The organism is Bradyrhizobium sp. CSA112 (genome assembly GCF_029051645.1).
Classification (GTDB): domain Bacteria; phylum Pseudomonadota; class Alphaproteobacteria; order Rhizobiales; family Xanthobacteraceae; genus Bradyrhizobium.
In genome coordinates this window covers 440,012-466,390 of the sequence record NZ_JAACFS010000001.1, presented here as the reverse complement: position 1 = coordinate 466,390, position 26,379 = coordinate 440,012, and the positions used below count along the sequence as shown (strand labels likewise).

The window sequence follows — 26,379 nt, the reverse complement described above, 5'->3', positions numbered from 1 at the left end:
AAGCGCTTAGATGATCGTCCGCCGGCCGGCCGGCGACAGGCCTCGCGGCGCTGGCGGAAACTTACGAGTTCAATCTTTGCAGCGACGCTCTGATCTGGAAGCCATTATCTCGTGGAGAGCCACGCGCGATCGCACTCCAAATACCAGCCAGGAGAGTGACGGGCGTTGCTTCTTCCGGCCCGGCTCGTCCATTCCATTATAAGACCAACGTTGGACCGATGTTTCCAGCGCCGATGATTCCGATCTTCGTGGGATGTTCTTTTGTGAATGTGGAAGAGCGCCCGCCTCAGCCGCGGCGGGACGAGCGAATGCATCATGGATGGCATCAACAGTTGGCTTAATCCGAAACCACAGACCTGAATGCGGCAGACTGTTAACCGGATTTGCCGAGAGCTTTCAGGATAAAGCGAATCTGGTCGCGCAGGCCTGCTTCGGTATCTTCGCCGTGTTGAACGCAGTGCTCGATCAGAATCGGATGGAAGAACGGCATGAACGCTGACTTGACCGCTCGCGCGGCTTCCGCGGCATCTTCGACCTCGAACTCTCCGGCTTCGATGCCCTCGCGTATGATCGCCTCGAAGATCGTCACCATCCGTTCGATGTGCGCCCTGATGATCGCCCAGTTCTCCTGCATGGCGGCGACAATCAGACCATGCATGTGCTTTTGCTTGACCAACGTCATCTTGTTGTGGCGGTGAACGGCGGTCAGGAGCTGATCGAGTTTCTCCATGGCCGGCGCGTTCGTGCGTGCGATCGCAAAGGCGATGTCAGCAACCTCGTTCAAAACCCGCCCGCAGATCGACTCGTTGATCGCATCCCTGGAGGGAAAGAAACGGTAGACATTCGCCGGGCTCATGCCGAGTTCGGAGGCGATATCAGCCACCGACGTCTTATGGTAACCGATGCGACGAAAGCGCTCCTCCGCTACCTCCAGGATGCGCGCGCGCGTCTCGTCGCGGTCTGTTCCCATTCCGAAACAGAGCCCTACTCGGCAGCCATTGCTGTTCGCCATTCCGGTTCTTCGGTCGTATCCTGGTGGACCTCATCTGCAGTCGGCTTGATCCGAAACCACGCGGCATAAAGCGCAGGAAGGAACAGCAGGATCAGCACCGTGCCGACCGCCGTGCCGCCGATCAGCGTATAGGCCATCGATCCCCAGAAGACGGAGTGAGTGAGAGGGATGAAGGCCAGCACCGCGGCAAGCGCGGTCAGGATCACTGGCCTCGTGCGTTGCACCGTGGCCTCGATGACGGCGTGATAGTCATCAAGGCCGGCCGCACGGTTCTCCTTGATTTGTTCGGTCAGGATCAGAGTATTGCGCATCAGGATGCCCGCCAGTCCTATCAGGCCCAGGATGGCGTTGAATCCGAAGGGCTGATTAAAAGCGAGCAACATCGGCACGACACCGACGAGGCCAAGCGGTGCCGTCAGCATGACCATGGCCATCGTCGAGAAGGATCGCACCTGCAGCATGATGACGATCAGCATGGCGGCGATCATGGCGGGAAAGACCGTCGCCAACGCGTCATTGGCCTTGGTTGCCTCCTCGATCGATCCGCCCAATTCGATGCGATAGCCGGCCGGAAGCGATGCGATCAGCGGCTGAAGGGCCGTCCTGATCTCCTTGGAGACCTCCGGAGGCTGGGTCGCCTCATTGATATCAGAGCGAATCGTGACGACGGGTGTGCGATCGCGGCGCTTCATAATCGGCTCTTCCAGACGGATTTCCGAATGGCCGATCTGGTCGAGCGGAATCGGGCGGCCGTCCCGGCTCATCAGTGAGAAATCCGCCAGACGCGCCGGATCCAGTCGCTCGCCGCCGGCGCTGCGTGCCACGATGGGGACATTGCGGATGTCCTCGCGGACCTGCGTAACGGCGACGCCGGTGAGAAGAAACTGCAGCTGTCGGCCCACTTCCGCTGGCGAGAGGCCGATGAGGTTCAGTCGATCCTGATCCGGTATGAAGCGGAGCACGGGTGTGCGATTACCCCAATCGCGGTTCGCTTGCCGCACATCGGGAACGCCACGCATGATATCGAGGGCTTTGTCAGAGATAGCGTACAATTGCGCGGGATCAGGCCCCATGACCCGAAACTCGACCGGGAACGGCGTATAGGGTCCGAACACAAGCTGAGTGACGCGCACATTGGCCTCAGGTGCAAGCCCGTCTGACACCGCCTGTCGGAGCCGGTGCTTCAAAGCTTCGCGCGCCTCCTCATCCGGTGTAAGCACGACGATCTTGGCGAAGGCCGTATCAGGCAGCTCCGGCGCCATCGCGAAGAAGAAGCGGGGAGCGCCCTGACCGACATAGCTCGTGACGATCTTGGCCTCCGACTGGTGGTCCAGCCAGTGTTCGAGCTTCTCGACTGTAGCGGTCGTCGTCTCAATGCTGGTGCCTTCCGGCAGGCGAACCTCCACCAGCACTTCGGGGCGGTCGGACGTCGGGAAGAACTGCTGCTTGAGCGAGCCCATGCCGACAACGGAAAGCGCGAAGGCGATGGCGACGATGCCGCTGGTTACGAACTTGTGGCGCACGGCGAAGGTGATGAGCCCTCGCAGGCGCCGATAGTTCGGTGTGCCGTAAATCGCGTGGTGACCGCCTTCGATCGGCTTGATCGCGGGCAGCATCTTGACGCCAAGATAGGGCGTGAAGATCACCGCGACGATCCAGGAGACGATGAGAGCGAACCCCACGACCCAGAAGATGTTGCCGGCGTATTCGCCGGCCGTCGAGCGCGCGAATCCCACCGGGAGGAACCCGGCGACCGTCACGAGTGTGCCCGACAACATTGGCGCCGCAGTGTGGCTCCACGCATAGGCCGCCGCCTTGATGCGGTCCATGCCCTCTTCCATTTTCACCACCATCACCTCGATGGCGATGATGGCATCGTCCACCAGAAGACCAAGCGCCAGGATGAGGGCGCCGAGCGTGATGCGGTCGAAGAACCGACCGGTTTCCAGCATGATGAGGAACACGACGGCAAGCGTCAGAGGGACGGCAGCCGCCACGACGATGCCGACGCGCCAGCCGAGGCTGAGCAGGCTCACCAGCAGCACCACGCCGAGCGCCATCGCAAACTTCATCATGAATTCGTCAACCGCCGAGGTGATGTTGACGGCCTGGTCGCTGACTTTGGCCAGACTCATCCCGAGTGGCAGCGTCCGAGCGATAGCTGCGGACCTCTCCTCCAGCGCCTTGCCGAGCGCGAGGCCATCCCAGCCCTCTTGCATAACCGCCGCGAGCATGATGGAGGGCTCACCCTGATGTCGGATGAGGTAGGTGGGAGGATCCTCGTAGCCGCGGCGGACTTCGGCGATGTCGGAGAGTTTCAGCGTCCGCCCCGCAGCGACGATCGGCGTGTCGGCGATCGCCTGGACACTGTCATAAGCGCCGTCGACCCGGATAAAGACCTGCGGCCCCTTGGTATCGATCGAGCCTGCCGGTGTGACGGTGTTCTGCCGCTGCAAGGCGGCAACAACATCCTGTGCCGACACGCCGAGCGTTGCCAGTTTGGCATAGGAAAACTCGATGAATATCTGTTCGGGACGTTCACCGAGGATGTTGATCTTCTTGACGCCGGGCACGTGCAGGAGGTCCTGCCGAATGGTCTCGGCTTGCCTGGCGAGTTCCCGCATCGGCATGCCCTTCGCCTTGAGGGCATAAAGGGCGAAGCTCACGTCCGAATATTCATCGTTGACGAAGGGACCGAGCACACCAGAAGGCAGCTTGCGCGCTTCATCCCCAAGCTTCTTGCGGGCCTGGTAGAACTCCTCCTGCACGCTGGATGGCGGTGTGCTGTCCTTCAGCGTAACCGTCATGTACGCATAACCTGGCCGTGTGGTCGTCTCCACCCGGTCGTACCAGGTCAGCTCTTGAAGCCGCTTCTCCAACGGTTCGGCGACCTGATCCTGCATCTCGCGCGCCGTCGCGCCCGGCCATACCGTCGTGACCGTCAGGGTCTTGATGGTGAAGGACGGATCCTCCGCCCGCCCGAGCATGAGGAAGGCGTAGGCGCCTGCGGCCGCCAGCAGGACAATGAAGAACAGGGTTACGGCCCGTTCGCGGACGGCGATCGCGGAGAGATTGAAATTCATCGTTTGGCCACTCCAATTTCCTCGATGTTCGTCCTGACGCTCGCGCCGTCCTGCAGGTGAGCGCCGAGTGAACCGCGCTTACCTAAGAGAACGCGGGCCTCTGACTTCTGCTAGGTTACAATTGGTTCGGCGACAGCTTCTTTGAGGCCAGCTGCCGCTTGGGCGGCAAGCCCACGGGCCGCTTCCTGTGAATCTTGAAATTCCTCGAGTGCATAGACTTTCCCCCACCGCAGCGTGAACACGTGAAGACCACGGTTGACGTACGACGCGTCGCCGTGGAGCAGTGTTGCGGTGCCGTCCCACTGGACAAACACGGTGGTATTCCACGGCCAGCCCTTCACCCAGATCTTGTTGACCGTGAGATGGAGAGTGGGCTGGACGCGGCCGAGGCGCTCAAACCAGCGGCGCAGGGCTTCTTTGTCGTGGCGCTCACCAGCAAGCGCGTGGGCGCCGGAAACGCGGTGATGGACATCCGGCGCGACCGCTTTCACCGCGTCATCCCAGCGATGGTTGTTGACGTGGTCGAAGGTCTTTCGGATTTCTTTCTTGACAATGTAGCTGTATAGCATTTGCCGTCCTCCGACGGTGATCGCGGAAAGATTGAAGCTCGTTAGCTTCCCTTGTTTTCAGACGCAGTCCTGACGCGAGCGCCGTCCTGGAGAAGGTGAGCGCCGAGGGAAACGACAGGATCACCAGAACTCAATCCGGAGATCACGGCGGTTTCGCTGCTCACTCGAACAAGCTTGACTGGCCGAAAGCGTACGGTTGAGGTGGCGCTATCCAAGACCCACACACCGGTCTTCCGGCCGTCATCGAGCACGGCTCCCAACGGCACCTGGACTTCCGGCTGACTCGACTGGCTTGCGAGCCGAATGGTTACCGTCGCGCCAAGCGGTGCTGCCGCGGCCTCGCCGTCGAGCACATAACGAGCCTCATAGGTACGGGTCTGGGCATCGGCGGAATCCGACAACTGCCGCAGATGCGCCGTATAGCGCCGCCCATCGGCCCCATACACGCGGGCCTCGGCCGCGGAGCCGATGGCGGGCCGGATCGTTTCGGGAAGCGCGACCACCGCTTCGCGGGGGCCGGCCTTTGCGATTCGAACGACTGTCTGGCCGGCAGAGACGACCTGCCCGGGCTCGCCAAGCGTTTCGACCACCGTTCCGTCCGCGTCCGCAACCAGGATCGAATAGGTCGCCTCATTCTCGGAGACTCGCGCATCGGCTTCAGCGGTGGCAAGTTGCGCCTCGGCCGTATCTAACGCAGCCTTCGCTTGCTCGTAGCGCTGCCGGGAAGCCCATCCGTTGCTCACCAATCTGGCGTATCGCTGTTCATCCGCTTCGGCCTGAACGAAAGATGCACGCGCTGCGGCAACGGCGTTACGCTTTGCCGTGACCGCAAGGCGAAGGTCGGTTTCGTCGATCCGCATCAGGGGCTGACCGGCTTTGACCTGCTGACCGGTATTCACAAGCCGTTCCACAATCTTGCCGGCGACGCGAAAACCGAGGCTGCTCTGCACCCTCGCTCCTATGATGCCCGTGAACCCGCGTTCGGATCCGGCCACCCGCGCTGCCGTCGCCAGCCTGACGATCGGTGGTTCCTGCCTCGGGTCGCTCACGGCGGGGGCTGCCTGCGTGCGAATGGAAAGCGCAACGACCGCGGCCACGCCGGATATGGCGATTAGGACGCTCCCCAGCACAATAACGGGTCTCTTTTTCATGGTCTGCAGCCTCACCAAATAGATTGCGTTCGAACTCTATATCTGATATAGATTTCAAACGCAATCTAAAAAGTGGAGGTCAACAATGCGAGTGAGTCGCATTCAGGCCGCGGAAAACCGCGAAACTGTAATCAATGTGGCAAGTCGCCTTTTTCGGAAGTGCGGCTTTGACGGCATCGGCCTTAAGGATCTGATGAAGGGTGCCGGCCTGACCCAAGGCGCCTTTTACAAGCAGTTCGCGTCAAAAGAAGATTTGGCGGTAGAGGCGTCCAGGCGGGCATTGGAGAGCGCTTCCCGCCGATGGTCGGACGCGGCCGCGGAGAATCCTGAGGATCCGCTTGGCGCGGTGATCGCGTTCTACCTCAGTGCCGACCATCGCGAAGAAAAGATGGACGGCTGCCCGATCGTGGCGCTCGGCTCAGATGCCGCCAGACAGGGGGCCGACGTGAAAGCGGCATTCGAAGCGGGGATCAAGGCGCATCTCGAAGTCCTCGGCCGCTTCATTGCTGAGACCGATGGCCAGGAGTCCCGTGGCAAGGCCATGGCCATTCTCACGACGATGGTCGGTGCGGTAACGCTATCGCGCGTCGTCAACGACCCTGATCTGGCTCAGGCCTTTCTGGATGCGGCGGTCGAACAAGTTCGCAAACGCGCCGCCGCTTGAAAGATCGCACCCTTCAGAGCACAGGAGAGATCGAATGCTTAGCGTGACAAAGCCAAGTTTGCTCAAAATATCGGATACGCTTAGCCTACGTTTTCAAAAGACCGGCAGCGGGCCTCCGTTACTCCTCATACATACGATCCGGACGCAGCTCGAATATTTCCGCAGTCTGGCGCCCCTCCTCGCGACATCGCACACGGTGTACGCCATTGATCTCCCAGGCCACGGACACTCACCAATAGATCCAAGCGCGAGCTTCGACGAACCCTACTTCAGGCAGGCCGTCATTCGCTTCATCGAGGAGCTAAACCTCTCGGCCGTCACGGTTGTTGGCGAGTCGATCGGCGGGGCATTGGCCCTTACAGTGGCGGCGGCGCTCCCGCAGCGGGTGGAGCGGGTCTATGCGATCAACCCCTACGACTACGAGACCCGCTACGGGGACGGTATTCGACGCGGCAACTGGTTCGCGAATTTTATCATCGGAAGTTTGCAGATCCCGGTACTTGGCGCGATGAATGCATCGCTCGAAAACAAGATGGTTCTCGGCAAGATCATGGGCGGCGGATATCACGACCCGCGCAAACTGCCGGCCGATTTGCTTGCTGAGTTCGATGAAGTAGCCCACCGCCCGGGATACAAGCGGATCGCACGCAAGGTGCTGGCAGGCTGGCGATCCTGGAGCAAGGCACGCGATTACTATCGGCAGATCTCGGCGCCTGTAACGCTCATTTATGGCGATAGCGATTGGTCTAGGCCAAATGAACGCAAACGCACACGGTCGCTGATTCCTGCCTCGCAGATGGTGACGCTCAAAAGTACCGGCCACTTCTCAGCTGTTGAGAATCCGTCGTAGCTGGCTCGCGTGATAACGAGGACAGAATGGCCGCAATGATCAAACACAGGAGTGTGCACTATGTTCAAGCGGTTCTGGGAAAGCTTGAACTACTGGGCTGAGGTCCTAGGGTGGACGATCCGCGCGGCGAGTACATGTTTAGGCTGGAAGCGCGTGTTGCGAACCTTGAACGCGAAGTTGAAAGTCTTCAGATGTGAACGCCGCTAATTTCGCGAAGACGGCTGTCACGAGTTATTTATTTCTTCGTTACCGCCTGCAGAGCTTGAAAGTTCGTGCGGAGATCCTAGATCCAGATAGAATGATGACCATCATATCTTGATGGAGCGTTTCGCTAACTGCGGATTCGTTCTCATAAGTTGCCTGGAGCAAATATGGGCGAAGTTATTCGATTTGTGCCAAAGTCTGAGCGCGAGCGAGACCGTCTCATTCGAGAGGCGCGCGCGATTTATGACAGCATCTTCCCGCCAGCCGACCCAGTCAGCGAGAAGCGGAATGCACCGGTGAGTCATACTGTCAGCGGCGCTAATACCTATCGTAGCGACCAGTTTCTCCTGTCTTGATCAAGATCATTGCGTAGTCCTCGACTGCACCTTGCCGTCACTATTGATAACGTAGTCACTTGCTCTTTTAAGGTAGGGAGGACAAAAAATGCGCAAGACTGGTGTACACAACTTTCCAGCAATTGATCGTGTCATCTATGGCAAAGCTGCGTCTGAAGCTCTGAACGAAGAGGCAGAGCGACTGAACGCAAAGCGCGTCTTCCTTCTCGCCAGTCGAACGTTGAATACCAAGACCGATGAGATCGAGAAGATTCGGCGTACGCTCGGCGACAAACATGTGGCGACCTTTGACGGAATTGCACAGCACACGACGCGCAAGCAAGCTGCCGAGGTTGCCCATCAAGCCAAAGACTCAAGAGCTGATCTGATTGTCGCTGTTGGTGGAGGTTCTGCCATCGATCTCGCAAAAATAGTCATCATGGCGATGGAACATGATATCCGCGGTGAAGCGGGCTTCGATCCATTCCCCATGGGCCCGGGCGTAAATTTCTCTCCGTTCCGTTCGCCCGCAGTCCGACAGATCGCGGTCCCATCGACGCTGAATGGTGGCGAATACAATGCAGCAGCGCTCGTCACCGATGAACGCCATAAGTTGAAGCAGATTTTCTTCCACCCTCAAATGTCGCCGGTGGCGATTATTCTCGACCCTGCCCTCACCCTTCATACGCCTTCGAAACTTTGGATGGGATCGGGAACGCGCTCGATGGATCACGGTATCGAAGCATTGTGCTCGCCCGCCGGCACCCCGTTAGCTGACGAAGTCGTCTTGGCAGGCATCCGTATCCTGCGCGAGGCAATGCTCCGGACCTTGGATTATCCTGACGACCTTGAGGCACGCCGTCTTGCACAATATGGCTCATGGCTCGCCTCTTTTGGCCTCCAGGCACGCATCCCGATGGGAGCAAGCCATGGAATTGGCCATGTGTTAGGAGGCACCTTCGGCGTTCCCCATTACTACTGCACCCCCGTCATCATGCCGAGCCTGCTTCGTTACAACAAGCCATTCACCGAGGACGCGCAGTCGCGTTTGGCGACGGCCCTTGGCGCCCCGGGTACCGAAGCTGCAGACGCCTTTGCAGAATTCACCAATAAACTTGGACTACCTGGCCACCTCGCTGATGTCGGTATCGGCGAAGACAAATTCGATCAGATCAGCAAGATTGCAATCAATCATCGCTTCGTCCAAGCCAATCCGCGGCCTTTCAAAAGTGAAGCCGATATCGTCGGTCTGCTGCAAATGGCCGCTTAGTTGCGGCGGATGTGAGGAAAAGTCCGATGGTGGAAAGCTAACCAGCGATGGCCCCGCGTATCCGGTCAGACGAGCGACCGCACAAGTTGATGCTGCGCATTAGCTTTGACGTCTGGGATTGCGCCCGCCTCGCCGCAGCCTGTTTGAAGTCATCACAGTCTTCCGACAGCGTTCCGTTGCCGTCGAGAGCAATTCACGGCCAAGATTGCTCGACGCCGGCAGCGCTCTGGCCAGGACCAACGCTCCGACCATACGACAGACCAGATCTACCGCCTCCTCGCGCGCGGACGGCGTCTCAGGCAACGAATCCGCAATCGACAAGATCATCCGCTCGACGCCCTCGGCGAAAACACTTTTGATGCTATCCGGCTGTCGCGCGACCTCGCCGGCTAGCGCCGCCGCCGGACATGTAGCGCCAGGCGCCTTCCGAGCCTCTTCCGACAGATAAGACGTAACGAACTCGTCAAGGCTCGGCATTTGTTCTCGCACGCCGTCCATCTGGCGGAACGCGTAGTCGAGAGCCTCGCATGCCAACGCGCTCTTCGATTCGAAATGATTGTAGAATCCGCCATGCGTGAAGCCCGCAGCTTTCATCAGATCGTTGACCGAAATGCCGTCGAAGCCGCCCTCGCGAAAGAGCTTTGATGCCCTTGCGACAACTTTTTGCCGGTTCTTCTGGGCCTGACTCTCCGTAATCCGCACGCACAATCTCCCAAAATCTCACGATATTACGATGATACATGTCATTATTAGTGATTGACAAGGTTTGCGGAGAATGATGATCATCATCAAAATAATGATGATGATCATCATCTATAAATCCCGACGCATCTCGATTCAGGAGGGAAAATGCCGTTTTGGAAAATCTATCATCCGGTCGGCGCCTTCACCGCTGAGGAAAAACGCGCCTTGTCACAGCGCATTACCGAGCTTTATCGCGCGCTGCCGAAGTTCTACGTCATCGTCGTGTTTCAAGAGGTTGCACCCGATTCCTTCTACATGGGTGGCGAGCCGGCGCACAATTTCGTTCGCATCTGGGTAGATCATATCGCGCGATCATTCCCGCCTGACGCCAGGAAGCTGAAAGCCAAATGGATGGGTTGGGTGGAAACGGCCTTGGCGCCATACATCAAGGATCGCGGCAGGGATTGGGAAATCCATATCGACGAAACGCCTTTTGATCTCTGGCAGATTCAAGGCATGCCCGCGCCACCGCCAAATTCCGAATATGAGAAGCTGTGGCTCGAGCAAAACAAGCCGGTGCCATACCCGATTCAAGAACCGGTCTAGATCCATGCCGATAGTGGAGGCTTAGATTAAAATGGGAAACCACCGCCGTTTTGCAGTTGTCACCGGAGCGTCGTCGGGGATTGGCGTTGCTTATGCCGAACGAATGGCGGAACGCGGCTACGACTTGATTCTCGTTGCCCGCCGTCGAGACCGGCTTGAGGACGTCGCCAAAAGAATTACAACCAAGGCAAAGCGCGCGGTCGAGATCGTGACTGCCGACCTCGCCGATGCGAAGGACCTGTTGCGCATTGAAGCGCTACTAACCGAGCGGGAGGACATCGACGTCCTGATCAACAATGCCGGCTTGGGCGCACTTGGGCCGACCTCGAAAGTAACCGCGGACGCGCTGGAGAACCTGATAAAGATCAATATCCTCGCGTTGACGCGACTGACGCATGCCGCCCTGCCGGGCTTCCTGCGGCGCAATTCCGGTACCATCATCAACATCGCCTCCATGATCGCGGTCATGCCGACGCCCTCCGGCGCGGGTTATTCCGGCTCCAAGGCATATGTTTTGAATTTCACGCGCTCGCTCCAGATGGAGCTTGCCAAGACAAGCATCATCGTTCAGGCGGTCCTTCCCGGTCCGGTTCGCACCGAGTTTTTTGAAGCATCCGGTCTTGCGGCAGCCCCCTTCCCCAACGAACTCTTCATGTCCGCGGAGCAACTAGTCGACACTGCTCTCCAGGCATTGGACCAGGGCGAGCTTGTCTGCCTTCCGTCTTTGGAGAATGCATCGCTCTGGACGGGCTTTGAGGACGCTCGCATTGATTTGAGCCGTGCTCTCATGCAGTCGGGTAAGCCGGCGACGAGGTATTCAGAAAACGCTCGGTAACAAACAATCGGCTGTTATCGCCGTGGCGGGGCGGATGCGCGGCGCTGATCAATTCCATCGAGGAGGCTTTATGCGACGAGACGGCAAAGTGGCGATTGTGACCGGGGCTTCTACAGGAATCGGGCAGGCCTCCGCAAAGGCGCTGCACCAAGCTGGATTCCGCGTGTTCGGCACCAGCCGGCGCGCCGTCGCGAGTACCCTCGAGGGGATTACCATGGTCACCTGCGATGTGACGGACGACGCATCGGTGAAGACAGCCGTCGACAAGGTGTTCGATACGACAGGCAGGGTCGACGTTCTCGTGAACAACGCGGGGACCGGTCTGCTTGCCGGAGCCGAAGAATCTTCGATGAACCAAGCCGAAGCGTTGTTCGACGTAAACCTTTTCGGAGTGATCCGCACGACCAACGCAGTCCTACCGATCATGCGACGACAAAAGGCGGGACGGATCGTCAATATAAGTTCAGTCCTCGGCTTGATACCTGCGCCGTTCTCGGCCCTCTACTCCTCCACGAAGCATGCTCTTGAAGGCTATTCTGAGTCCCTCGATCATGAGGTGCGGACCTTCGGCATTCGAATTTGCCTGCTTGAGCCGGCGTATACCCGCACTTCATTCGAACAAAACATGGCGCTTCCGGATCGGAGCCTGGACGCATACGCCTCGGCGCGAATGCGCTCCATTGCGGTTATGCAAGACGTCATGAAGACAGCCGATAGTCCCGAGGTTGTTGCCGATAGGGTCGTGGAAGCCGCGACTACCGCATCGCCCCGTCTGCGATACACCTGCGGTAAGATGGCGCGGCAGGTGAGCATCCTGCGCCGTTTCGTCCCCGAACGGATGTTCGACAAGAGCCTTCGCAAGCAGATGGGATTGCCCGCGTAAGCCCTACTGGCCAATCGGATCTCGAAAGTCACTCATCATGCGTCGCGTCGTCGTTACGGGATTGGGACTGGTATCCCCGCTGGGTTGCGGCAGTGAGTTGGCATGGTCCCGGCTGCTCGCGGGCCGTTCAGGGCTGGCTGCCCTTCCCGAATGGGCAACTGCCCTCCCCGCACGGGTCGCTGGAATCGTGCCGACAAAGGCCGACGATCCGGATGGAGGCTTCGATCCGGATCTGGCCGTTCCTCCCAAGGATCAGCGGAAAATGGATCGCTTCATCCTGTTCGCGCTTGTCGCAACGGCCGAGGCCGTTGCACAAGCGGCGTGGACTCCTTCCGACGCACACTCGCTGGAGCGCACGGCGACGGTGATCGCATCGGGAATTGGAGGCTTTCCGGCAATCGTCGAAGCGGTTCGCACCACCGATCAGCGCGGAATCAGACGCCTCTCGCCCTTCACCGTGCCGTCCTTTCTCGCAAACCTCGCGGCCGGTCATATCTCCATCCGTTACGGCTTCAAGGGCCCCATCGGTACGCCGGTCACCGCCTGCGCCGCGAGCGTGCAGGCGATCGGCGACGCCGCACGTCTCATTCGAACCGGGGAAGCGGACGTTGCGATCTGCGGTGGCTCAGAAGCCTGTATCGATCTCGTGAGCCTCGGCGGCTTCGCCGCCGCTCGGGCCCTTTCGACCGGCTTCAACGAAACGCCAGCGCGCGCGTCCCGCCCCTTCGACCGCGACCGCGACGGCTTCGTCATGGGCGAAGGCGCCGGCGTCCTCGTCATCGAAGAGTTGGAACACGCACTCCGCCGGGGCGCCCAACCGATCGCCGAAATCGCCGGCTATGGGACGACGGCTGATGCCTACCACATCACGTCAGGCCCCGAGGACGGCGACGGCGCGCGCCGCGCCATGGAAGGCGCCTTGCGGCAGGCCGGCCTCAAGCCCGGTGATATCCAGCATCTCAACGCCCATTCCACTTCGACGCCGGTTGGCGACGTTTCCGAACTGGAAGCGATCAAAGCCGTGTTCGGCCGCGACGGAAAAATTGCCGTGAGCGCCACCAAATCGGCGACCGGTCACCTGCTCGGCGCAGCCGGGGGAGCGGAAGCGATCTTCACGATCCTCGCATTACGCGACCAGCTCGCGCCGCCCACTCTCAATCTCGAAAATGGCGACCCGGCTGCGGAAGGCGTCGACCTCGTCTCCGGTGAAGCCAGGCGCATGACGATAGAGCATGCGATTTCGAATGGATTCGGCTTCGGAGGCGTCAATGCCAGTGTCATCTTTCGACGTTGGCAATGAAGAACTGGCTCTCGGCCATTTGGTAACGACGACCTGGAGCTCGCAGCCACCACGTCGATAAAAACACTGAGCGTCGCCATAAATCGAAGGCCAATCGCGCACATTCGTGAAAGCACGCCGTGATGCGCAGTGGCCGTGAAACGCGATACTCTCTTACTATTCCTCCGAGATCGATGCGCTTCAACTGATCCTCAGCCGAAACCTTGTGTTCGACGTATTCGGCGGTTTGCGCTTCGATCTCGCGCAGGCTGTTCGCCACTTCGCTGCGAAGGTCCTGATCGATCTGAATGATCTGCAGTTGCGTCTCCGCGATCTTGCCGCCGGACTGGGCCTGCGCGATGACGTGTTCCACGCTCCGCGACGCTTGCTTCCCGGAACCTGCGGTTGTGATCGCCACATCTGCGAAGCGGTGTGATGGAACATTCACCTTTGTGCAAGGTTGCCAGTCCAATTCGAAGGGTAGAGAGCCCATGACTATGGCCTTTCATATCAGTCTTGTTGGTCGAAGTGACCTCAGTGGCGAGATCTACCGTCAGATCCGGCAGGCAATTCTGGACGGGCGCCTTCGGCCTGGAGAGCGCCTGTCATCTACGCGAGAACTGGCCGCCGCGCTGATGGTTGCACGATCGACGGTGACGGTCGCTTATGAAAGCCTTCTCGCGGAAGGATTCGCGACATCCCATACCGGCGCCGGGACGTTCGTCAGCCATCAGCTTGAGGCAAAACGTCCGGCCTCGAAAACAAGGCGATCGACGGTCCGCGCGCCTCAGGTGCGTGGAGTTTGGGAGACGATAACGCTTCCGCCGCCGGCATTTTTCCACGGGGCGCCTTTCGACTTCAGAACCGGATTTACAGACGCTTCGCTGTTTCCACACCGGGCCTGGCGGCGGGTCGTCGCCCGTGCGCTTCGCTCGCGCGAGATGGCGGCAAGCGGCTACGAGCCTCCTGCGGGCAATTGGGAGCTGCGCGCGGCGATCTCTCGCCACATCGGCATCTCACGCAGCGTTTCCGGATCGCCCGACGACGTCATCGTGACCAATGGCACCCAGCAGGCACTCGACATCATCGCTCGCGTGCTTCTCGAGCCCGGCGATGTCATTGCGGTGGAGGATCCGGGCTATCGGCCTCCCAGGTACTTGTTCAAGGCGCTGGGCGCGCGCGTGATCGGTGTGCCGGTCGATAGCGAAGGTCTGGTCGTGGAGGCGCTGCCGGCCGAGGCAAAAGCCGTCTACGTGACGCCGTCGCATCAGTATCCCCTCGGCGTGGCCATGAGCCTGTCGCGTCGACGTGCGCTGCTTGCCTGGGCCGAGCGCCACAACGCGGTAGTCATTGAGGACGACTATGACAGCGAGTTTCGCTTCGGCGGACGCCCGCTCGAGCCGCTTCAGACCCTCGATTCGACCGGTCGCGTTGTGTATGTCGGCACGTTTTCAAAGACGTTGCTGCCGACTCTCCGGCTGGGCTTCATGGTTGTGCCGCCGTCGCTGCGAGAGGCGGCGCACAAGGCGAAGCACGTCACCGATTGGCATACAGCGACAATAGCGCAGAGCGCGCTGGCGCGGTTTATCGACGAGGGCGCGTTTGCGCGCCACATTCGGAAGGTGAGCCGCACCTATAGCGAGCGGCATGAGGTGCTGACCGCGGCGATCAAGAGGAACTTCGTCGATGACCTCGACCTTGTTCCATCGAGCACCGGGCTGCATGTCGCCGCCTACGCGCGAGGAGCGTCGGTTGATCATATCGATGCGATTGCATCACGAGCCTTTGATCTCGGCGTCGCCATTCAAACGATCTCGCGGGTGGACGGAACGCCTCAGGCCGCCGCCATCGTCCTGGGATATGGGGCGATCGAGACGGCGCGGATTGGCGAAGGGCTGAGGCGGCTGCGCAGATGCTTCGATGAAGGCGTGCCTCGACTCCCAAAGCGGCGTGATCGACGTCGCTAGAGGTGGCGGCGTGCCTGAATTGGACTGCTTGATCGTGCGCAAATTGGACCTTCCGTCATACCGCTTCGCTTTCTAACGTTGAGCCGCTGACGCGCGCGGCGTCAGACAGCTACGCCGATATTGACCAGACGGCGCGGAGCGCGAGGCGATCGTGCGCGGGTACGCGGACCCGCCGCGACGATTGCCGCTCGCATTGAGACCGCAAGCGCACCCTGACCATGGCTCGTCATCGCACGAACGCGTGAGAGGTGAACAAGCTCACACGCCAGCGACACGCATGCCGATAGTTTTATCCGCGCAACACCTGCGTATCAGGAGGACTTATCATGTCAGTTGTTGCCAATTTGCTCACGAATTGGAAGGAAGCCGCGAACGGAGCCGCGGCGTCCAGCCATCACCGACTCGAGTGGGGACTACGGTTCCTAAACTGGTGTGTCCGGTGTTCGGAGCGGTCGCGGCAGCGGCAAGCCCTGGCGGAGCTCGATGACCACCATCTCAAGGACATCGGCAAGACGCGGCCAGAGGCCATGGCCGAAGCATCCAAGCCGTTCTGGAAATGACGCCATTCATCGCGGACTTGCTGCCGGCGATGGCCCTAGGCTTGTGCGTCGCCATCCCGTTCGGCCCGATCGGCTTGATGTGCGTGCAGCGGACGCTGGCATTCGGAATCTGGTTTGGGATCGCGAGCGGCATGGGTGCGGCAACAGCTCACGGCATGTTCAGTTGCCTGGCCGCGGTGGGCGGGACCGTGTTGACGCAGAAGATGCTCGCCCTGCACACGCCGCTGCGCATCACTGCAGGGATCGTGCTGGTCTTGATGGGCCTCAGGACCATTCTCGCGTCTACGCGCGCGGCGCACGGCGCGACATGCGACGAAGCGACATGCGGAGATTTGCTTTCGGCCTATACGTCGACCCTGTTGATCGCCGCCGCCAATCCGATGACGATACTGGCGTACCTGGGCATCACGTCTGCGCTGGAAACCGCCAACCCGCTGATCATGGATCGCGCGCTGGTGACGTCCATCGGTGTGATGCTGGGCAGCGCATCCTGGTATCTCTTCCTCGCCCTCAGCGCGAACGCCATGCTTCGGAGCTTGCAGAAAACCGTGCTGGATTGGCTCAACAGGCTCGCCGGGATCCTCCTGATGGGCCTGGGCGTTTCGCTATGCGCCCGCATCGTCTGACGGCGACAGCAGCGAAAGAACTGACGCCATTCACAGTACGCCGGTCGCGCCGCGCACCGGACATAGCGAACAGAGGATGGCAGGAGGCCGCGCTCCCAACTACAAAATATGGAAAACAACCCCATGCAAAGTAGCAATAGTTGCCGGCATGATACCTTGAGCGACCCCGCGAACGCTTGACACGTCGGGCAAATCAGCGGCACTACTCCATCATCGCGCAGATTACCTATGGGCCTGCTGTAGCGCCGCCCCTCGTCGCGATTGCGCACAAGATCCTTTTGATAATTGAACGAAGGCGGATTCGGGCCTTGCTGGGCTAAGCGCGGAAGTTGTTGCAAGCGATGACGTGATTGGCTTTCGCAAAGATTGGACGCCGCGAATATCTGGCGCGAGCTGCTCCGAACGCCGGCTATCTTGGATTTTCTCTTGGCTTTGCCGCGGGCGCGTTGGGTTCATTCGGCTGCTGCCCCAAGGTCACGCTCAATGAGCTCTCTTTTCCTTGCCGAAGCACCGTGAGCTGGGTCGAAGCGCCCGGCGCCATCGCGCCGACTTTCCTGATTAACTCGTTGGCGTTCTTCACTGACTCACCCCCCACCGAGGTGACCACGTCTCCGCTTCTCAATCCGGCTTTCGCAGCGGGACCATTGTCTTGAACCATTGCCACGATCGCACCGCGGACATTGCTCAGTCCGAGGCCGTCGGCAAGTTCAGGAGTGACCGATTGAACTTTAGTCCCGATCCATCCGCGCGTGACCGCGCCCTTCTCCTTTAGCTGCGGTATCACTGCCTTGACCGTATCGGCCGGGACCGCAAAAGCAACGCCCACTGAGCCTTGGGAGGGTGAAAAGATCATGCTGTTGACGCCGATGACATCGCCTCGGGCATTGAAGCTCGGACCGCCGGCATCGCCGCTGTTGATGGCCGCATCGATCTGGATGAAATCTTTCCCTGAACCAACCTCGATGTCGCGTTCGCGCGCTGAAATAATACCGGCCGTCACGGTACCTCCGACCGCAAGCGGATTTCCGGCGGTAAGCACCCAATCGCCCACGCGCGGCGGCTGGTCAGCGAGCTTTACGTAGCTGAAGTCCGTGCGTCCGTCGACCTTGATCAAGGCGATATCGCTCCACGAGTCCCTTCCTATGATTCTTGCCGAATAGGCCGTGTTGTCGCTGGTTCGGATCTCGGCCGTGTCGTTGCCTTCCACGACGTGACTGCTGGTCACGGCATAGCCGTCCGGAGAGATGAAGAAGCCTGATCCAGCACTGATCAATTCGAGTGTTTTCGGTGCCTTCCCTCGATCGGGCGCATGCGGATCCGCCCCTTTGGAACGCACCCCAATCACGGCCGGCTGAATCTTTTCGGCGAGATCGGCGAAATCGCCAGGTCCACCACCAACTTCAGTATCAGCAACCCGCTCGATCAATGTCGCCGGCCTGCCCGCGAAGGAAGCCTGGCCCGGAGAATTTGCCGTTGCCTGCGCGATATCAGCGATCACCGGAATCGCGAAAGCGACCGTCCCGGCCATCATCGACGCCCGGCGCCAGTTGAAAACCAAATCTACACGAGCCATAGCCTGTGATCACCTCACCGCGGTTTTGACATCAGACGCCCGCACGTTTGGCTCGCCGTCAGTCCTGTGAGAGCGGCCAGACGCTCGCGGCAACTGTGAGCTCAACAATCTGCTGCGCCAGCAGTTCCTTTCCAGCTCAAGGTGGACAAGGAAGATCATCCAAATGCCGGAAAGCCATGCCGACTGATCGCCTCGTCAGCGACAATTCCGCATAATTCTCAACGTGATCTTTGCAGTTCCACCGGGACGCACACGCCCGCCTCACTTACATCCGTTCGCTGGGGCGCCCGCTGAACTTGCGGCGAGCCTCCGCAGCTTTCTTTGAACCGTCGGCCCTTGTGTTAGGATGGATCTGCCACGACAACCACATTGAGCCGATTTCGGTGAAGGCAGGCTGTGATCAAGGTCGAGCGAGTCGGCGAAGGCGATCCATTCGAATTCGAGGTTATCGTCCGTGCGGGAAACGGCGAGACGCGCCATCACGTCACGATGGCAAGAGATACCTGGGAACGGCTGACGACGGGCACACACACGCCCGAGGGTTGCATCGAGGCGGCGTTCCAGTTCCTGCTCGATCGCGAGCCCCAGGGATCGATCCTGCGGCGTTTCGACATCACTGTGATCTCCCGTTACTTTCCCGAGTTCGAGCGCGAGCTGCCACGCTACCTCTCTCAATCCTGATTCTAGAGATCGGGCTTCCGCGCGTCCCATCAAACCGAACCGGGGCGATAGCAGGCTCGCCGGCCTGTTAGCGCTCATCGGAACCGGCGGCAGCCATCGGTGGCCCCGATATCACGAAACGAGGCGCAACCAACCGCTCACCATTTCGTTTAGTTTAGAGTGGCTTAGGCGCGTGTTTGGACGCGGAGATCGTCTTCCGGGCGCTGTCAGGCCCGATCGCAAATGAAAAGGCAACCATGATGCAGATTAACAACTTCAAGGACATGTACATTGCCGAGTTGCAGGAACTGGCGAGCGTGGAAGGACAGCTCGCAGGCGCATTGAAACGGATGGCCGCAGCCGCATCTCATCCGTCTCTGAAGGAAGCTTTAATGCTCCATCAGGAAGAAACGCTGGTTCAGCGGCAACGACTTGAGTCGATCTTGCAAAAGCATGACGCAAGTGCGTCGGCACATATCGACCAGTCGATGCAGGCCCTCATACAAGAAACCAAGAAGATGTTGGCAATGCTGAAAGGCGACGAGCTACGCGATGCGGGGCTTATCGCATCGGTCCAAAAGCTTGAACATTACGAGATTGCAGCCTATGGCTCCGCAGCGGCTTTGGCGGGCCAACTCGACCTGCGCGACGATCAGAAGATCTTGCATGAGAGCCTGGAAGAGGAAAAGGAGACCGATGCTCTGCTGACGAAACTCGCCAAGAGCGAGGTGAACCAGCAGGCGCTTGCGGCTTAGCGTTGACCCGGACTCTTCGCCGGCGCTGCACGCTGGAGGGCCGGGTCTGCTCCAAACGGTCCTCCGCCTTCGCCGACTGTCAACTCTCCTCCTCTGAATTTCCTCCTCCGGATTGGGTCCGCGCGTATCCGTGCGACACGACACTGAGCGAGGCAACTGCAACAAGCCGAATCAAGCACCCGCGAAGCCTGATCGAGGGCTCGCGAAGTCTGCCCATTGCGTGCTCCGCACCTGCGTCACAACGTCCGACTCAAGCGGCAGCAGAACGCTGGTTGTGCTGCATGCTCGGCTGCGCAATGCCGCGTAGCGCCTTGGCAGTCGCCGGCGCCTTGGATGCCAGGTCGCCGAGCGAAACGATGCCAACGAGACGCTTGTTTCGGTCCATGACTGGCAGCCGCCGCACCTGGATTTCGCTCATGTTCTCACAAACGTGAGACACATTCTCGTCCTCGAAACAATACTTCACCTCTTCCGTCATCGCGTCACGAACTTTGGTATTCGGGCCCTTGCCCTCAGCGACGCATCGCACCGCAATATCGCGATCTGTTATCATGCCGACGAGGCGGTCACCTTCGGCCACGGGCAATATTCCGCAATCATACTCATTCATGAGCTTCGCTGCGTGCCGGAGCGTGTCGTCTGGAGCTGCAAGTTTGGTATCTCGTGTCATCACCTCACGGATCTTCATGGGCACCTCCTATGTGCACCACCGAAGCGGCTCGGAAATAGGCTTGGGTGGGCCGTCTCGATGCTGTGTGAACACACAATCTCAACGGACCTGATGCCCGCGCGTTCGCCACTCCGGGAGCGTTTGGTTCCGCCTGCTTGCGGTGATATCGACGCAGGGTGTTCTGGACGCGTGGTCAGCCGCACTACCGCCCGCTCCTGCACGGGCCTGAGCCACTCGATTGTCCGGCGTGCCGTCCGCCGGCATAGATCGACTGGCGTCACGAGGGCCAGATGCCCGTCACTGCCTGGTTTCGTCGGGCTCACCAACGTGAACCTGTGACAGAAACGCGCGTTGATTCCGCATCGAAATTCTCGTCCGCTCCTCGGTTTCGCGGCGCGGGAAAGGACCTGAATGATGGTCGATTGTCCGTTTTGCAAAATCGCCCGTGGCGAGATTCCGTCTACGAAAGTGTACGAGGACGATGAGCATCTCGCCTTTCTCGACATTCGCCCGCAATCTCCCGGTCACACGCTTGTGATCCCAAGAAGGCACGTCCGCTGGGTCTGGGACGTGCCGGATGCCGGTGCGTACTTTGAAGTCGTACGGACGATTGCACGGGCAATGCAGAAGGCCTTCTGCGAGGAAATACATTCCCGCATCATGGGCGAAGAAGTGCCGCATGCGCATATTTGGCTGTATCCTGCTCCAGGCAGGGCAATCGGCGATCCGGGAGATTTTGAGCGGAATGCGAAAGCAATCCGCGACGCACTTGTGCGATCTCCGACCTATCCGGCCGCATAGCGATTGAGCCGTTGCGAGCGTGCCGCGTAAGCGGCCGATCTCGCGCGGTCGCCCGCGCGGTGACGGGCGATCCTCAAGGCGCTAACAGAATCCGTTCACCTGGCCTCGACTATCGGGGATAGCTCGTTGACAAGTACGCGCATGTTCTCGCTGTAATCGACGGGCACTACGACGAGATGGACACCGCCTTCACTGAAAGCAGCTTCCAGCATTGTAGAGAGCTCCGAGACTTTGCCTACGCGGGAGCCCTTGGCGCCATATGACTTGGCATAGGCGACGAAATCAGGATTGCCGAAGTCGAGACCGAAGTCGGAATATCTGTCGACTTCCTGTTTCCATCGGATCATACCGTAGGCACGATCCTCGAGCACGAGCACGACGAGATTCAGTTTGAGCCGCACGGCCGTCTCAAGCTCCTGCGAATTCATCATAAAGCCGCCATCGCCGCAGACGGCGAGCACGCGCCTGTCCGGATAAATCAGCGACGCTGCGATCGCCGAAGGAAGACCCGCCCCCATGGTCGCGAGCGCGTTGTCGAGCAGCAGCGTGTTGGCGACGCTGGTGCGATAGTTGCGGGCGAACCAGATCTTGTACATGCCGTTGTCGAGGGCAACGATGCCGTCCGGCGGGATGACCTGGCGGACGTCGTGCACGATGCGTTGCGGCGTCAGAGGAAACCGATCCTCCGTCGACCGCTCGGCGAGGCGGGCGAGGATCCCTTCCCGCAAACCCAGCAATGTCTGACCATTGGGGAGCTTGCCTTCGAGGCGATCGGCCAGGCTTGTGAGGCTCGCGCCGACGTCGCCGACGATCTCCGCCTGCGGGAAGTATACCTGTTCCACCGTCGCCGGCGTGGCGCCGACATGGATAACCTGCGGTCCATCATGGCCCATCAGGAATGGCGGCTTCTCGACGGTGTCGTGGCCAATCGAAATAATCAGATCGGCCTGGTCGATGGCCTTGTGGACCCAATCCCGCTCCGACAGCGCGGCCGTGCCCATATAGAGGTTGGAGCCGGCATTGACCGCGCCCTTCCCCATCTGGGTATTGAAGAACGGAATCCTGCATCGTTGCACGAACGCCGACAGCGGCTCGGCGAGATGCGGGCGGCTCGCCGCGGCGCCCAGCATGACGAGCGGTCTGCTGGCGCCCATGATCATGGCTGCGGCGCGCTCGATGGCCGCTGCAGGCGCGACCGGAAGCTCGACGACATGCGGGGGAATGATGTCGGCCGCGGCTTCGTCGGCCGCGATATCCTCGGGAAGTTCGAGATGCACGGGGCCCGGCCGCTCCTGTTGCGCGACCCGGAAGGCGTCGCGAACCAGGGTCGGAATACTCTGCGCGGAGACGATCTGCGTCGCCATCTTGGTGAGCGGCCGCATGGTCGCGACCATGTCGACGATTTGGAAGCGCGCCTGGCGGCTGCTCCGGATCGCCTTCTGTCCTGTGATCATGACCATCGGCATCGCGCCCAAATGCGCGTAGGCCGCGGCCGTCGTCAAATTGAGCGCACCGGGACCCAGCGTCGTCAGGCAGACGCCGGCGCGCCCGGTGAGACGCCCATGTGTGGCCGCCATGAAGCCGGCAGCCTGCTCGTGGCGCGTCAACACCAGCTTGATCCTCGAGCGGCGCAGCGACTCCAGCACGTCGAGATTCTCCTCGCCGGGAATGGCGAAGATGTACCCCACGCCCTCGTTCTCAAGGGCGGTAACCAGCAGATCGGAAGCTTTTGTCATGCGGCCGAAACTCCGCCCGCGCCGGGTTCGGCTTTCTCGGCCCGATGCGGCAGCGTCCATTCCGGCCGAATGAAGTGACAGGTGTAGCCGTCAGGATACTTTTCAAGATAATCCTGATGCTCGGGCTCGGCCTGCCAGAACGGTCCGGCGGGGGCCACCTCGGTGACAACCTTGCCCGGCCAAAGGCCGGAAGCATCGACATCGGCGATGGTGTCTTCAGCGATCCGCTTCTGCGCGTCGCTGGTATAGAAGATGGCCGACCGGTAGCTCGCGCCGCGGTCGTTGCCCTGGCGGTTCAGCGTCGAGGGATCATGGATCTGGAAAAAGAATTCCAGCAGCCTGCGATAGCTGATGGTTTGCGGATCGAAGGTGATCTCAATGGCCTCGGCGTGATTGCCGTGGTTGCGATAGGTCGCGTTTGGCACCTCGCCGCCGGTGTAGCCGACCCTGGTTGAAATCACGCCGGGATAGCGGCGTATCAGATCCTGCATGCCCCAGAAGCAGCCGCCGGCCAGGACCGCGCGTTCCGTCGAAACCGTCATGTCTATCCTCCCTGGATACGCCGCGGGCGTCGTTCCCGCAACGCTATCAGGGACGCATAATGCCGCCGAACGATGCAGAAACGCAATGATCCACGAAGGTGCGATTTGTGCCTGCCACAAGCCGACATTCCCCCTCGCGCGGGTGCACAGTTCACGTGGTGAGAACCGGCACTCAGCATGACATTCTGGGGGCTTGCGATCGGCCTGCGGCAAATGCGGTTCCACTTGCTGCCAGAAGCAACACAGCTCCTCCCCACGCGAGCGCGTTCGTGCTGAACCCGCTGGTCAGCCCGCCTCCCAGGACACTGCCGAGCATCTGTCCGAGATATGTGCCGGACGAATTTAGGGCGGCAGTAGCTGAAGCCAAATTCGGCGCGATTGCCACCAGTCGCGCTTGCTGAGACGGATGAATAGCAAAGCCGCCGAGCCCCCATATCAGGATCGCCAGCATCGTTAGCTTCATCGATCCTTCTGCCAGGGGCCATGCCACGAACGCCGCAATGATCAGCGCCAGACACACAGCGACGACACGTGCCGCACCAGCGCGATCGATAATGCGACTTGCAATGAAGTTGCCGATGAGCCCCGACAACCCGAACCACCCGAACAGAAGGCCAATTTCTCTTGCGTTGACTTCCAGGCTGTCCCGAAGTGCTGGTGCAAGGTAAGTATAAAGGGTAAATTGACCCGCACACTGAAGAACCGTGGTCAGCAACAACCAAAGAAGTGCCGCATTACGCACCAAGGACCGCCACGCATTCCAGTCTACCGGCATGTTCGGAAGTTCCGCTGAAACGGCGAGTCCGATCCAGATCGCGCTCATGAACGCCATTGCGCCCACAAGGCCCAACGTTGCACGCCAACCGAGAACTGCTCCCAACGCATTTCCTGCGGGTATCCCAATCACAATGGAAAGGGTAAAGCCTAGAAACATCGTGGCGATGGCTCTGCCACCCTGTCCAGACGGTGCTGCCAGCCCAGCGGCGGCGATCGAATGCGGGGTGACGATCGCCGCAGCGAACCCAGCAAAGACGCGCACCGCCATGAGCGTACCGTAGGTCGGCGCAATGGCCGCGGCAAACTGCATGGCTCCAAATAACACCAGTCCCGCAGTAATCAGCGCGCGCCGCTGAAGTCGCTTGGTGAGAGGTGTGAGCAGCGGCGCCCCAATCGCGAGGGCAGCCGAATAGGTGGACATCAATTGTCCGGCGCCTGCGACTGACGTTCCGAGGTCTTTCGCAATCTCGTTAAGCAGACCGCTCACCGCGAAGGCGCCGATCCCCACAACGAAATAGCCGAATGCGAGCGCGACGAGCTGCGTTCTATGCACGCAAACTCACCTGAGCTGAACGAATTGTTTGATCAGCGCAATCAGAATTTCCGGTACGTCCTCCTGGCAGTAGTGACCCGCATTTTCCAATTCGATCACGGCTCCATCCGGAAATGCTGTCCGAAAATGAGTAAGCGCAGTTTCAGGCAGCACGGCCTTGTCCCGCATACCCTCGGCAAGCATTGCCGGCTTCCGTCTGACTGCCTCGGCCTGATCCGGCCTCCCGGTCTGAAATTGCGCTTTGCCAAGTGCAAAATCGAGGGGAAAGTTGATCGCACCAACACAGTCCTCCTTGGTTCGGAAATGGGCGCCGTATGCCTGAATCCACGTTTGGTCGACGGCTGCGCTGTTCTCGAATCCAAGAAGCTTCATGACGCTTAAGACTGTCACATCGAGATGACCAAGTACGTTCTCCAGCGATCCATCGTCGTGCGATTTTCGTATCCAGCGAAACCACTCCGATTCCATGTTCTTGGGAAAGAGGGCCGGCTCCAGTGGAAGGCCGAGCGGCACGATTGTATTCAGCAGACAGAGCCGCTTGACACGATCGGGATGACGGCAGGCGAACCCTCCTCCGATCGGCCCACCCCAATCCTGCATGACCAGCGTGATATCGGCGAGGTTAAGTCCGAGGAGGAGCGCCTCGAGATTATCAACATGGGTTCGGAGCGTGTACTCGCGATCAGCCGGGGTCTCGCTCTTCCCAAATCCCATGTGGTCGGGAACGATGACGCGATGTGATCTGCTGAGCGACGGGATGAATTTTCGATATATGTAACCCCAGGTCGGCTCACCATGGAGACATACGATCGGCTCTCCATGACCTTCATCGACGTAGTGCATACGGAATCCTGGAGCGCTGGTGAAGTTAGGCTTGAATGGATAGGTGCCATTGAAGGTTTCGTTTGCCGGTATCATTGGAGCCTCCGGTTCGAACAGGGCAACTGCTCCTTTGGATATGTGGTGGCGTGGGCTCCCGCTTGGTAAAAATTGCTAAAGTTGCCGGGATGATCGGAGCAACGGGCAGCTATGTTGCTTGAGGAACCCGCGGCCAAATTTTTCGTTGTGGGGCATGGTGCCAGCAGCCGCTTCGAATTGAGACTAACCCGACCCTTCGGTCTCCAGGCCGGCGCGACGGCGGTTTGGCACTTCGTTCAATAGCCCGGCAAGTCGCAAGCCTTCCAGAATTCCTTCCAGCCGCTGCTCACGGATCATCGCGGCAACCATCGAAACGGCGTCCTGCTGCTGGATCGTGAAGTGCACGTCGGGCAGTTGCTCGGACATCGCCTCGAAGAATGTCTGCGGATTTGTGACGTGATCCCGGAGCGCATACGCCGCGTCCTGCGCAAGGTAAGTCGCGAGATCGCTGTCGACCATCCCCTCGAAATTGGACTCATAGCGGGTGCGGTCCGTTATCGATCGCCGAATCAGCTCGCTCTGCTGCTTTGCCTCCATGAAAAGCAAGAACACCGTATCCGGCAGATTTTCGCGCGGCACTTTCTTCAAGTCAGCGATCGCTGCGTAGATAGCCTTGCCGGCACGCTTGTTCCGCTCGAATCGCGCCTAAGCCTCCTCGGCTTCATGCTCGCGCAGAATCTTCTCTCGCCGCCTTTTCCCAAACATCGTAGCGTCCTCCGGACCGCGATATAGGTCGGTTCTCGCACCATAGGAAAGATCAAAATCACCTCAGCGAGCGCGAAGAGCTCCGCTGGATGCAGAATGAGCAGCTAGACA

The 26,379-nt window shown here is 59.9% G+C and carries 26 protein-coding genes and 1 pseudogene; 14 read left to right on the top strand and 13 right to left on the bottom strand.

Features of this window, described 5'->3' with window-relative positions:
* Positions 1 to 373: 373 nt before the first annotated feature.
* From GWE18_RS02375 to GWE18_RS02360, 4 genes are all read right to left on the bottom strand, one after another.
* A complete protein-coding gene (locus tag GWE18_RS02375) occupies positions 374 to 970 on the bottom strand; it encodes a TetR family transcriptional regulator (RefSeq protein ID WP_275184654.1) in 597 nt (198 codons plus the stop codon).
* Between the two features lie 14 nt (positions 971 to 984).
* Positions 985 to 4,095, bottom strand: a complete 3,111-nt coding sequence (locus GWE18_RS02370; protein ID WP_275184187.1) for an efflux RND transporter permease subunit — start codon at positions 4,093 to 4,095, stop codon at positions 985 to 987.
* A 110-nt stretch (positions 4,096 to 4,205) separates the two neighbouring features.
* Positions 4,206 to 4,664, bottom strand: a complete 459-nt coding sequence (locus GWE18_RS02365; protein WP_275184186.1) for a nuclear transport factor 2 family protein — start codon at positions 4,662 to 4,664, stop codon at positions 4,206 to 4,208.
* Positions 4,665 to 4,705: 41 nt separating this feature from the next.
* Entirely contained in the window at positions 4,706 to 5,815 is a 1,110-nt protein-coding gene (locus tag GWE18_RS02360; protein WP_275184185.1) for an efflux RND transporter periplasmic adaptor subunit, read from the bottom strand.
* Between the two features lie 85 nt (positions 5,816 to 5,900).
* Between GWE18_RS02360 and GWE18_RS02355 the strand changes: the two genes are divergently transcribed.
* The 4 genes from GWE18_RS02355 (at position 5,901) to GWE18_RS02340 (ending at position 9,138) form a co-directional block, all read left to right on the top strand.
* Positions 5,901 to 6,479: a TetR/AcrR family transcriptional regulator gene (locus GWE18_RS02355; protein ID WP_275184184.1), complete on the top strand. Its 579-nt coding sequence runs from the start codon at positions 5,901 to 5,903 to the stop codon at positions 6,477 to 6,479.
* Positions 6,480 to 6,513: 34 nt separating this feature from the next.
* The gene (locus GWE18_RS02350; RefSeq protein ID WP_275184183.1) at positions 6,514 to 7,329 is read left to right on the top strand and encodes an alpha/beta hydrolase; all 816 of its coding nucleotides are present in this window, start codon (positions 6,514 to 6,516) and stop codon (positions 7,327 to 7,329) included.
* 371 nt (positions 7,330 to 7,700) lie between these two features.
* Entirely contained in the window at positions 7,701 to 7,889 is a 189-nt protein-coding gene (locus tag GWE18_RS02345) for a hypothetical protein (RefSeq protein ID WP_275184182.1), read from the top strand.
* A gap of 88 nt (positions 7,890 to 7,977) precedes the next feature.
* Positions 7,978 to 9,138, top strand: a complete 1,161-nt coding sequence (locus GWE18_RS02340) for an iron-containing alcohol dehydrogenase (protein WP_275184181.1) — start codon at positions 7,978 to 7,980, stop codon at positions 9,136 to 9,138.
* Between the two features lie 99 nt (positions 9,139 to 9,237).
* On the opposite strand, the gene GWE18_RS02335 is transcribed toward GWE18_RS02340, so the two are convergent.
* A complete protein-coding gene (locus GWE18_RS02335; protein WP_275184180.1) occupies positions 9,238 to 9,840 on the bottom strand; it encodes a TetR/AcrR family transcriptional regulator in 603 nt (200 codons plus the stop codon).
* Between the two features lie 147 nt (positions 9,841 to 9,987).
* Here GWE18_RS02335 and GWE18_RS02330 point away from each other — a divergent pair, with 147 nt between their 5' ends.
* The 4 genes from GWE18_RS02330 (at position 9,988) to fabF (ending at position 13,446) form a co-directional block, all read left to right on the top strand.
* A complete protein-coding gene (locus GWE18_RS02330; RefSeq protein WP_275184179.1) occupies positions 9,988 to 10,428 on the top strand; it encodes a tautomerase family protein in 441 nt (146 codons plus the stop codon).
* A 31-nt stretch (positions 10,429 to 10,459) separates the two neighbouring features.
* Entirely contained in the window at positions 10,460 to 11,263 is an 804-nt protein-coding gene (locus GWE18_RS02325; protein WP_275184178.1) for an SDR family oxidoreductase, read from the top strand.
* A gap of 70 nt (positions 11,264 to 11,333) precedes the next feature.
* Positions 11,334 to 12,146, top strand: a complete 813-nt coding sequence (locus tag GWE18_RS02320) for an oxidoreductase (protein ID WP_275184177.1) — start codon at positions 11,334 to 11,336, stop codon at positions 12,144 to 12,146.
* A gap of 37 nt (positions 12,147 to 12,183) precedes the next feature.
* Positions 12,184 to 13,446 carry a beta-ketoacyl-ACP synthase II gene (gene fabF, locus GWE18_RS02315; protein WP_275184176.1) on the top strand — a complete coding sequence of 421 codons (1,263 nt, stop codon included), beginning with the start codon at positions 12,184 to 12,186 and terminating at the stop codon, positions 13,444 to 13,446.
* Between the two features lie 166 nt (positions 13,447 to 13,612).
* Here the strand turns inward: fabF and GWE18_RS02310 are convergent.
* Positions 13,613 to 13,780 (bottom strand): annotated as a pseudogene (locus tag GWE18_RS02310) (HlyD family type I secretion periplasmic adaptor subunit); the annotation flags it as partial.
* A 136-nt stretch (positions 13,781 to 13,916) separates the two neighbouring features.
* On the opposite strand from GWE18_RS02310, the gene GWE18_RS02305 reads away from it, so the two are divergent.
* The 3 genes from GWE18_RS02305 (at position 13,917) to GWE18_RS02295 (ending at position 16,578) form a co-directional block, all read left to right on the top strand.
* Positions 13,917 to 15,392 (top strand): PLP-dependent aminotransferase family protein, encoded by a 1,476-nt coding sequence (locus GWE18_RS02305; protein ID WP_275184175.1) that lies wholly within the window; start codon positions 13,917 to 13,919, stop codon positions 15,390 to 15,392.
* Between the two features lie 326 nt (positions 15,393 to 15,718).
* Positions 15,719 to 15,952: a DUF1127 domain-containing protein gene (locus GWE18_RS02300; RefSeq protein WP_275184174.1), complete on the top strand. Its 234-nt coding sequence runs from the start codon at positions 15,719 to 15,721 to the stop codon at positions 15,950 to 15,952.
* A 17-nt stretch (positions 15,953 to 15,969) separates the two neighbouring features.
* Positions 15,970 to 16,578 carry a LysE family transporter gene (locus tag GWE18_RS02295; RefSeq protein ID WP_275184173.1) on the top strand — a complete coding sequence of 203 codons (609 nt, stop codon included), beginning with the start codon at positions 15,970 to 15,972 and terminating at the stop codon, positions 16,576 to 16,578.
* 409 nt (positions 16,579 to 16,987) lie between these two features.
* On the opposite strand, the gene GWE18_RS02290 is transcribed toward GWE18_RS02295, so the two are convergent.
* Positions 16,988 to 18,151, bottom strand: coding sequence for a trypsin-like peptidase domain-containing protein (locus GWE18_RS02290; protein ID WP_275184172.1), 1,164 nt, complete (start codon positions 18,149 to 18,151; stop codon positions 16,988 to 16,990).
* 396 nt (positions 18,152 to 18,547) lie between these two features.
* Here GWE18_RS02290 and GWE18_RS02285 point away from each other — a divergent pair, with 396 nt between their 5' ends.
* Both GWE18_RS02285 and GWE18_RS02280 read left to right on the top strand, forming a co-directional pair.
* The gene (locus tag GWE18_RS02285; protein WP_275184171.1) at positions 18,548 to 18,832 is read left to right on the top strand and encodes a hypothetical protein; all 285 of its coding nucleotides are present in this window, start codon (positions 18,548 to 18,550) and stop codon (positions 18,830 to 18,832) included.
* Between the two features lie 176 nt (positions 18,833 to 19,008).
* Positions 19,009 to 19,566 (top strand): DUF892 family protein, encoded by a 558-nt coding sequence (locus GWE18_RS02280; protein ID WP_275184170.1) that lies wholly within the window; start codon positions 19,009 to 19,011, stop codon positions 19,564 to 19,566.
* Between the two features lie 250 nt (positions 19,567 to 19,816).
* Here the strand turns inward: GWE18_RS02280 and GWE18_RS02275 are convergent, their stop codons facing one another.
* On the bottom strand, positions 19,817 to 20,254 hold the full coding sequence (locus GWE18_RS02275; protein WP_275184169.1) for a CBS domain-containing protein: 438 nt from the start codon (positions 20,252 to 20,254) through the stop codon (positions 19,817 to 19,819).
* Positions 20,255 to 20,647: 393 nt separating this feature from the next.
* Between GWE18_RS02275 and GWE18_RS02270 the strand changes: the two genes are divergently transcribed.
* Complete coding sequence (locus GWE18_RS02270; RefSeq protein ID WP_275184168.1) at positions 20,648 to 21,037, top strand: HIT domain-containing protein; 390 nt, start codon at positions 20,648 to 20,650, stop codon at positions 21,035 to 21,037.
* 95 nt (positions 21,038 to 21,132) lie between these two features.
* Here GWE18_RS02270 and GWE18_RS02265 read toward each other — a convergent pair whose 3' ends face one another.
* The 5 genes from GWE18_RS02265 to GWE18_RS02245 all read right to left on the bottom strand — a co-directional run bounded on the left by GWE18_RS02265 (position 21,133) and on the right by GWE18_RS02245 (position 26,151).
* Positions 21,133 to 22,773, bottom strand: a complete 1,641-nt coding sequence (locus tag GWE18_RS02265) for an acetolactate synthase large subunit (RefSeq protein ID WP_275184167.1) — start codon at positions 22,771 to 22,773, stop codon at positions 21,133 to 21,135.
* Positions 22,770 to 23,315 carry a peptide-methionine (S)-S-oxide reductase MsrA gene (msrA, locus tag GWE18_RS02260; RefSeq protein ID WP_275184166.1) on the bottom strand — a complete coding sequence of 182 codons (546 nt, stop codon included), beginning with the start codon at positions 23,313 to 23,315 and terminating at the stop codon, positions 22,770 to 22,772. Before msrA ends, GWE18_RS02265 begins: the two co-directional genes overlap by 4 nt.
* A 172-nt stretch (positions 23,316 to 23,487) precedes the next feature.
* Positions 23,488 to 24,645, bottom strand: a complete 1,158-nt coding sequence (locus tag GWE18_RS02255) for an MFS transporter (protein ID WP_275184165.1) — start codon at positions 24,643 to 24,645, stop codon at positions 23,488 to 23,490.
* A gap of 6 nt (positions 24,646 to 24,651) precedes the next feature.
* On the bottom strand, positions 24,652 to 25,563 hold the full coding sequence (locus GWE18_RS02250) for an alpha/beta fold hydrolase (protein ID WP_275184164.1): 912 nt from the start codon (positions 25,561 to 25,563) through the stop codon (positions 24,652 to 24,654).
* A gap of 183 nt (positions 25,564 to 25,746) precedes the next feature.
* Entirely contained in the window at positions 25,747 to 26,151 is a 405-nt protein-coding gene (locus GWE18_RS02245) for a hypothetical protein (protein WP_275184163.1), read from the bottom strand.
* Positions 26,152 to 26,379: the final 228 nt, after the last annotated feature.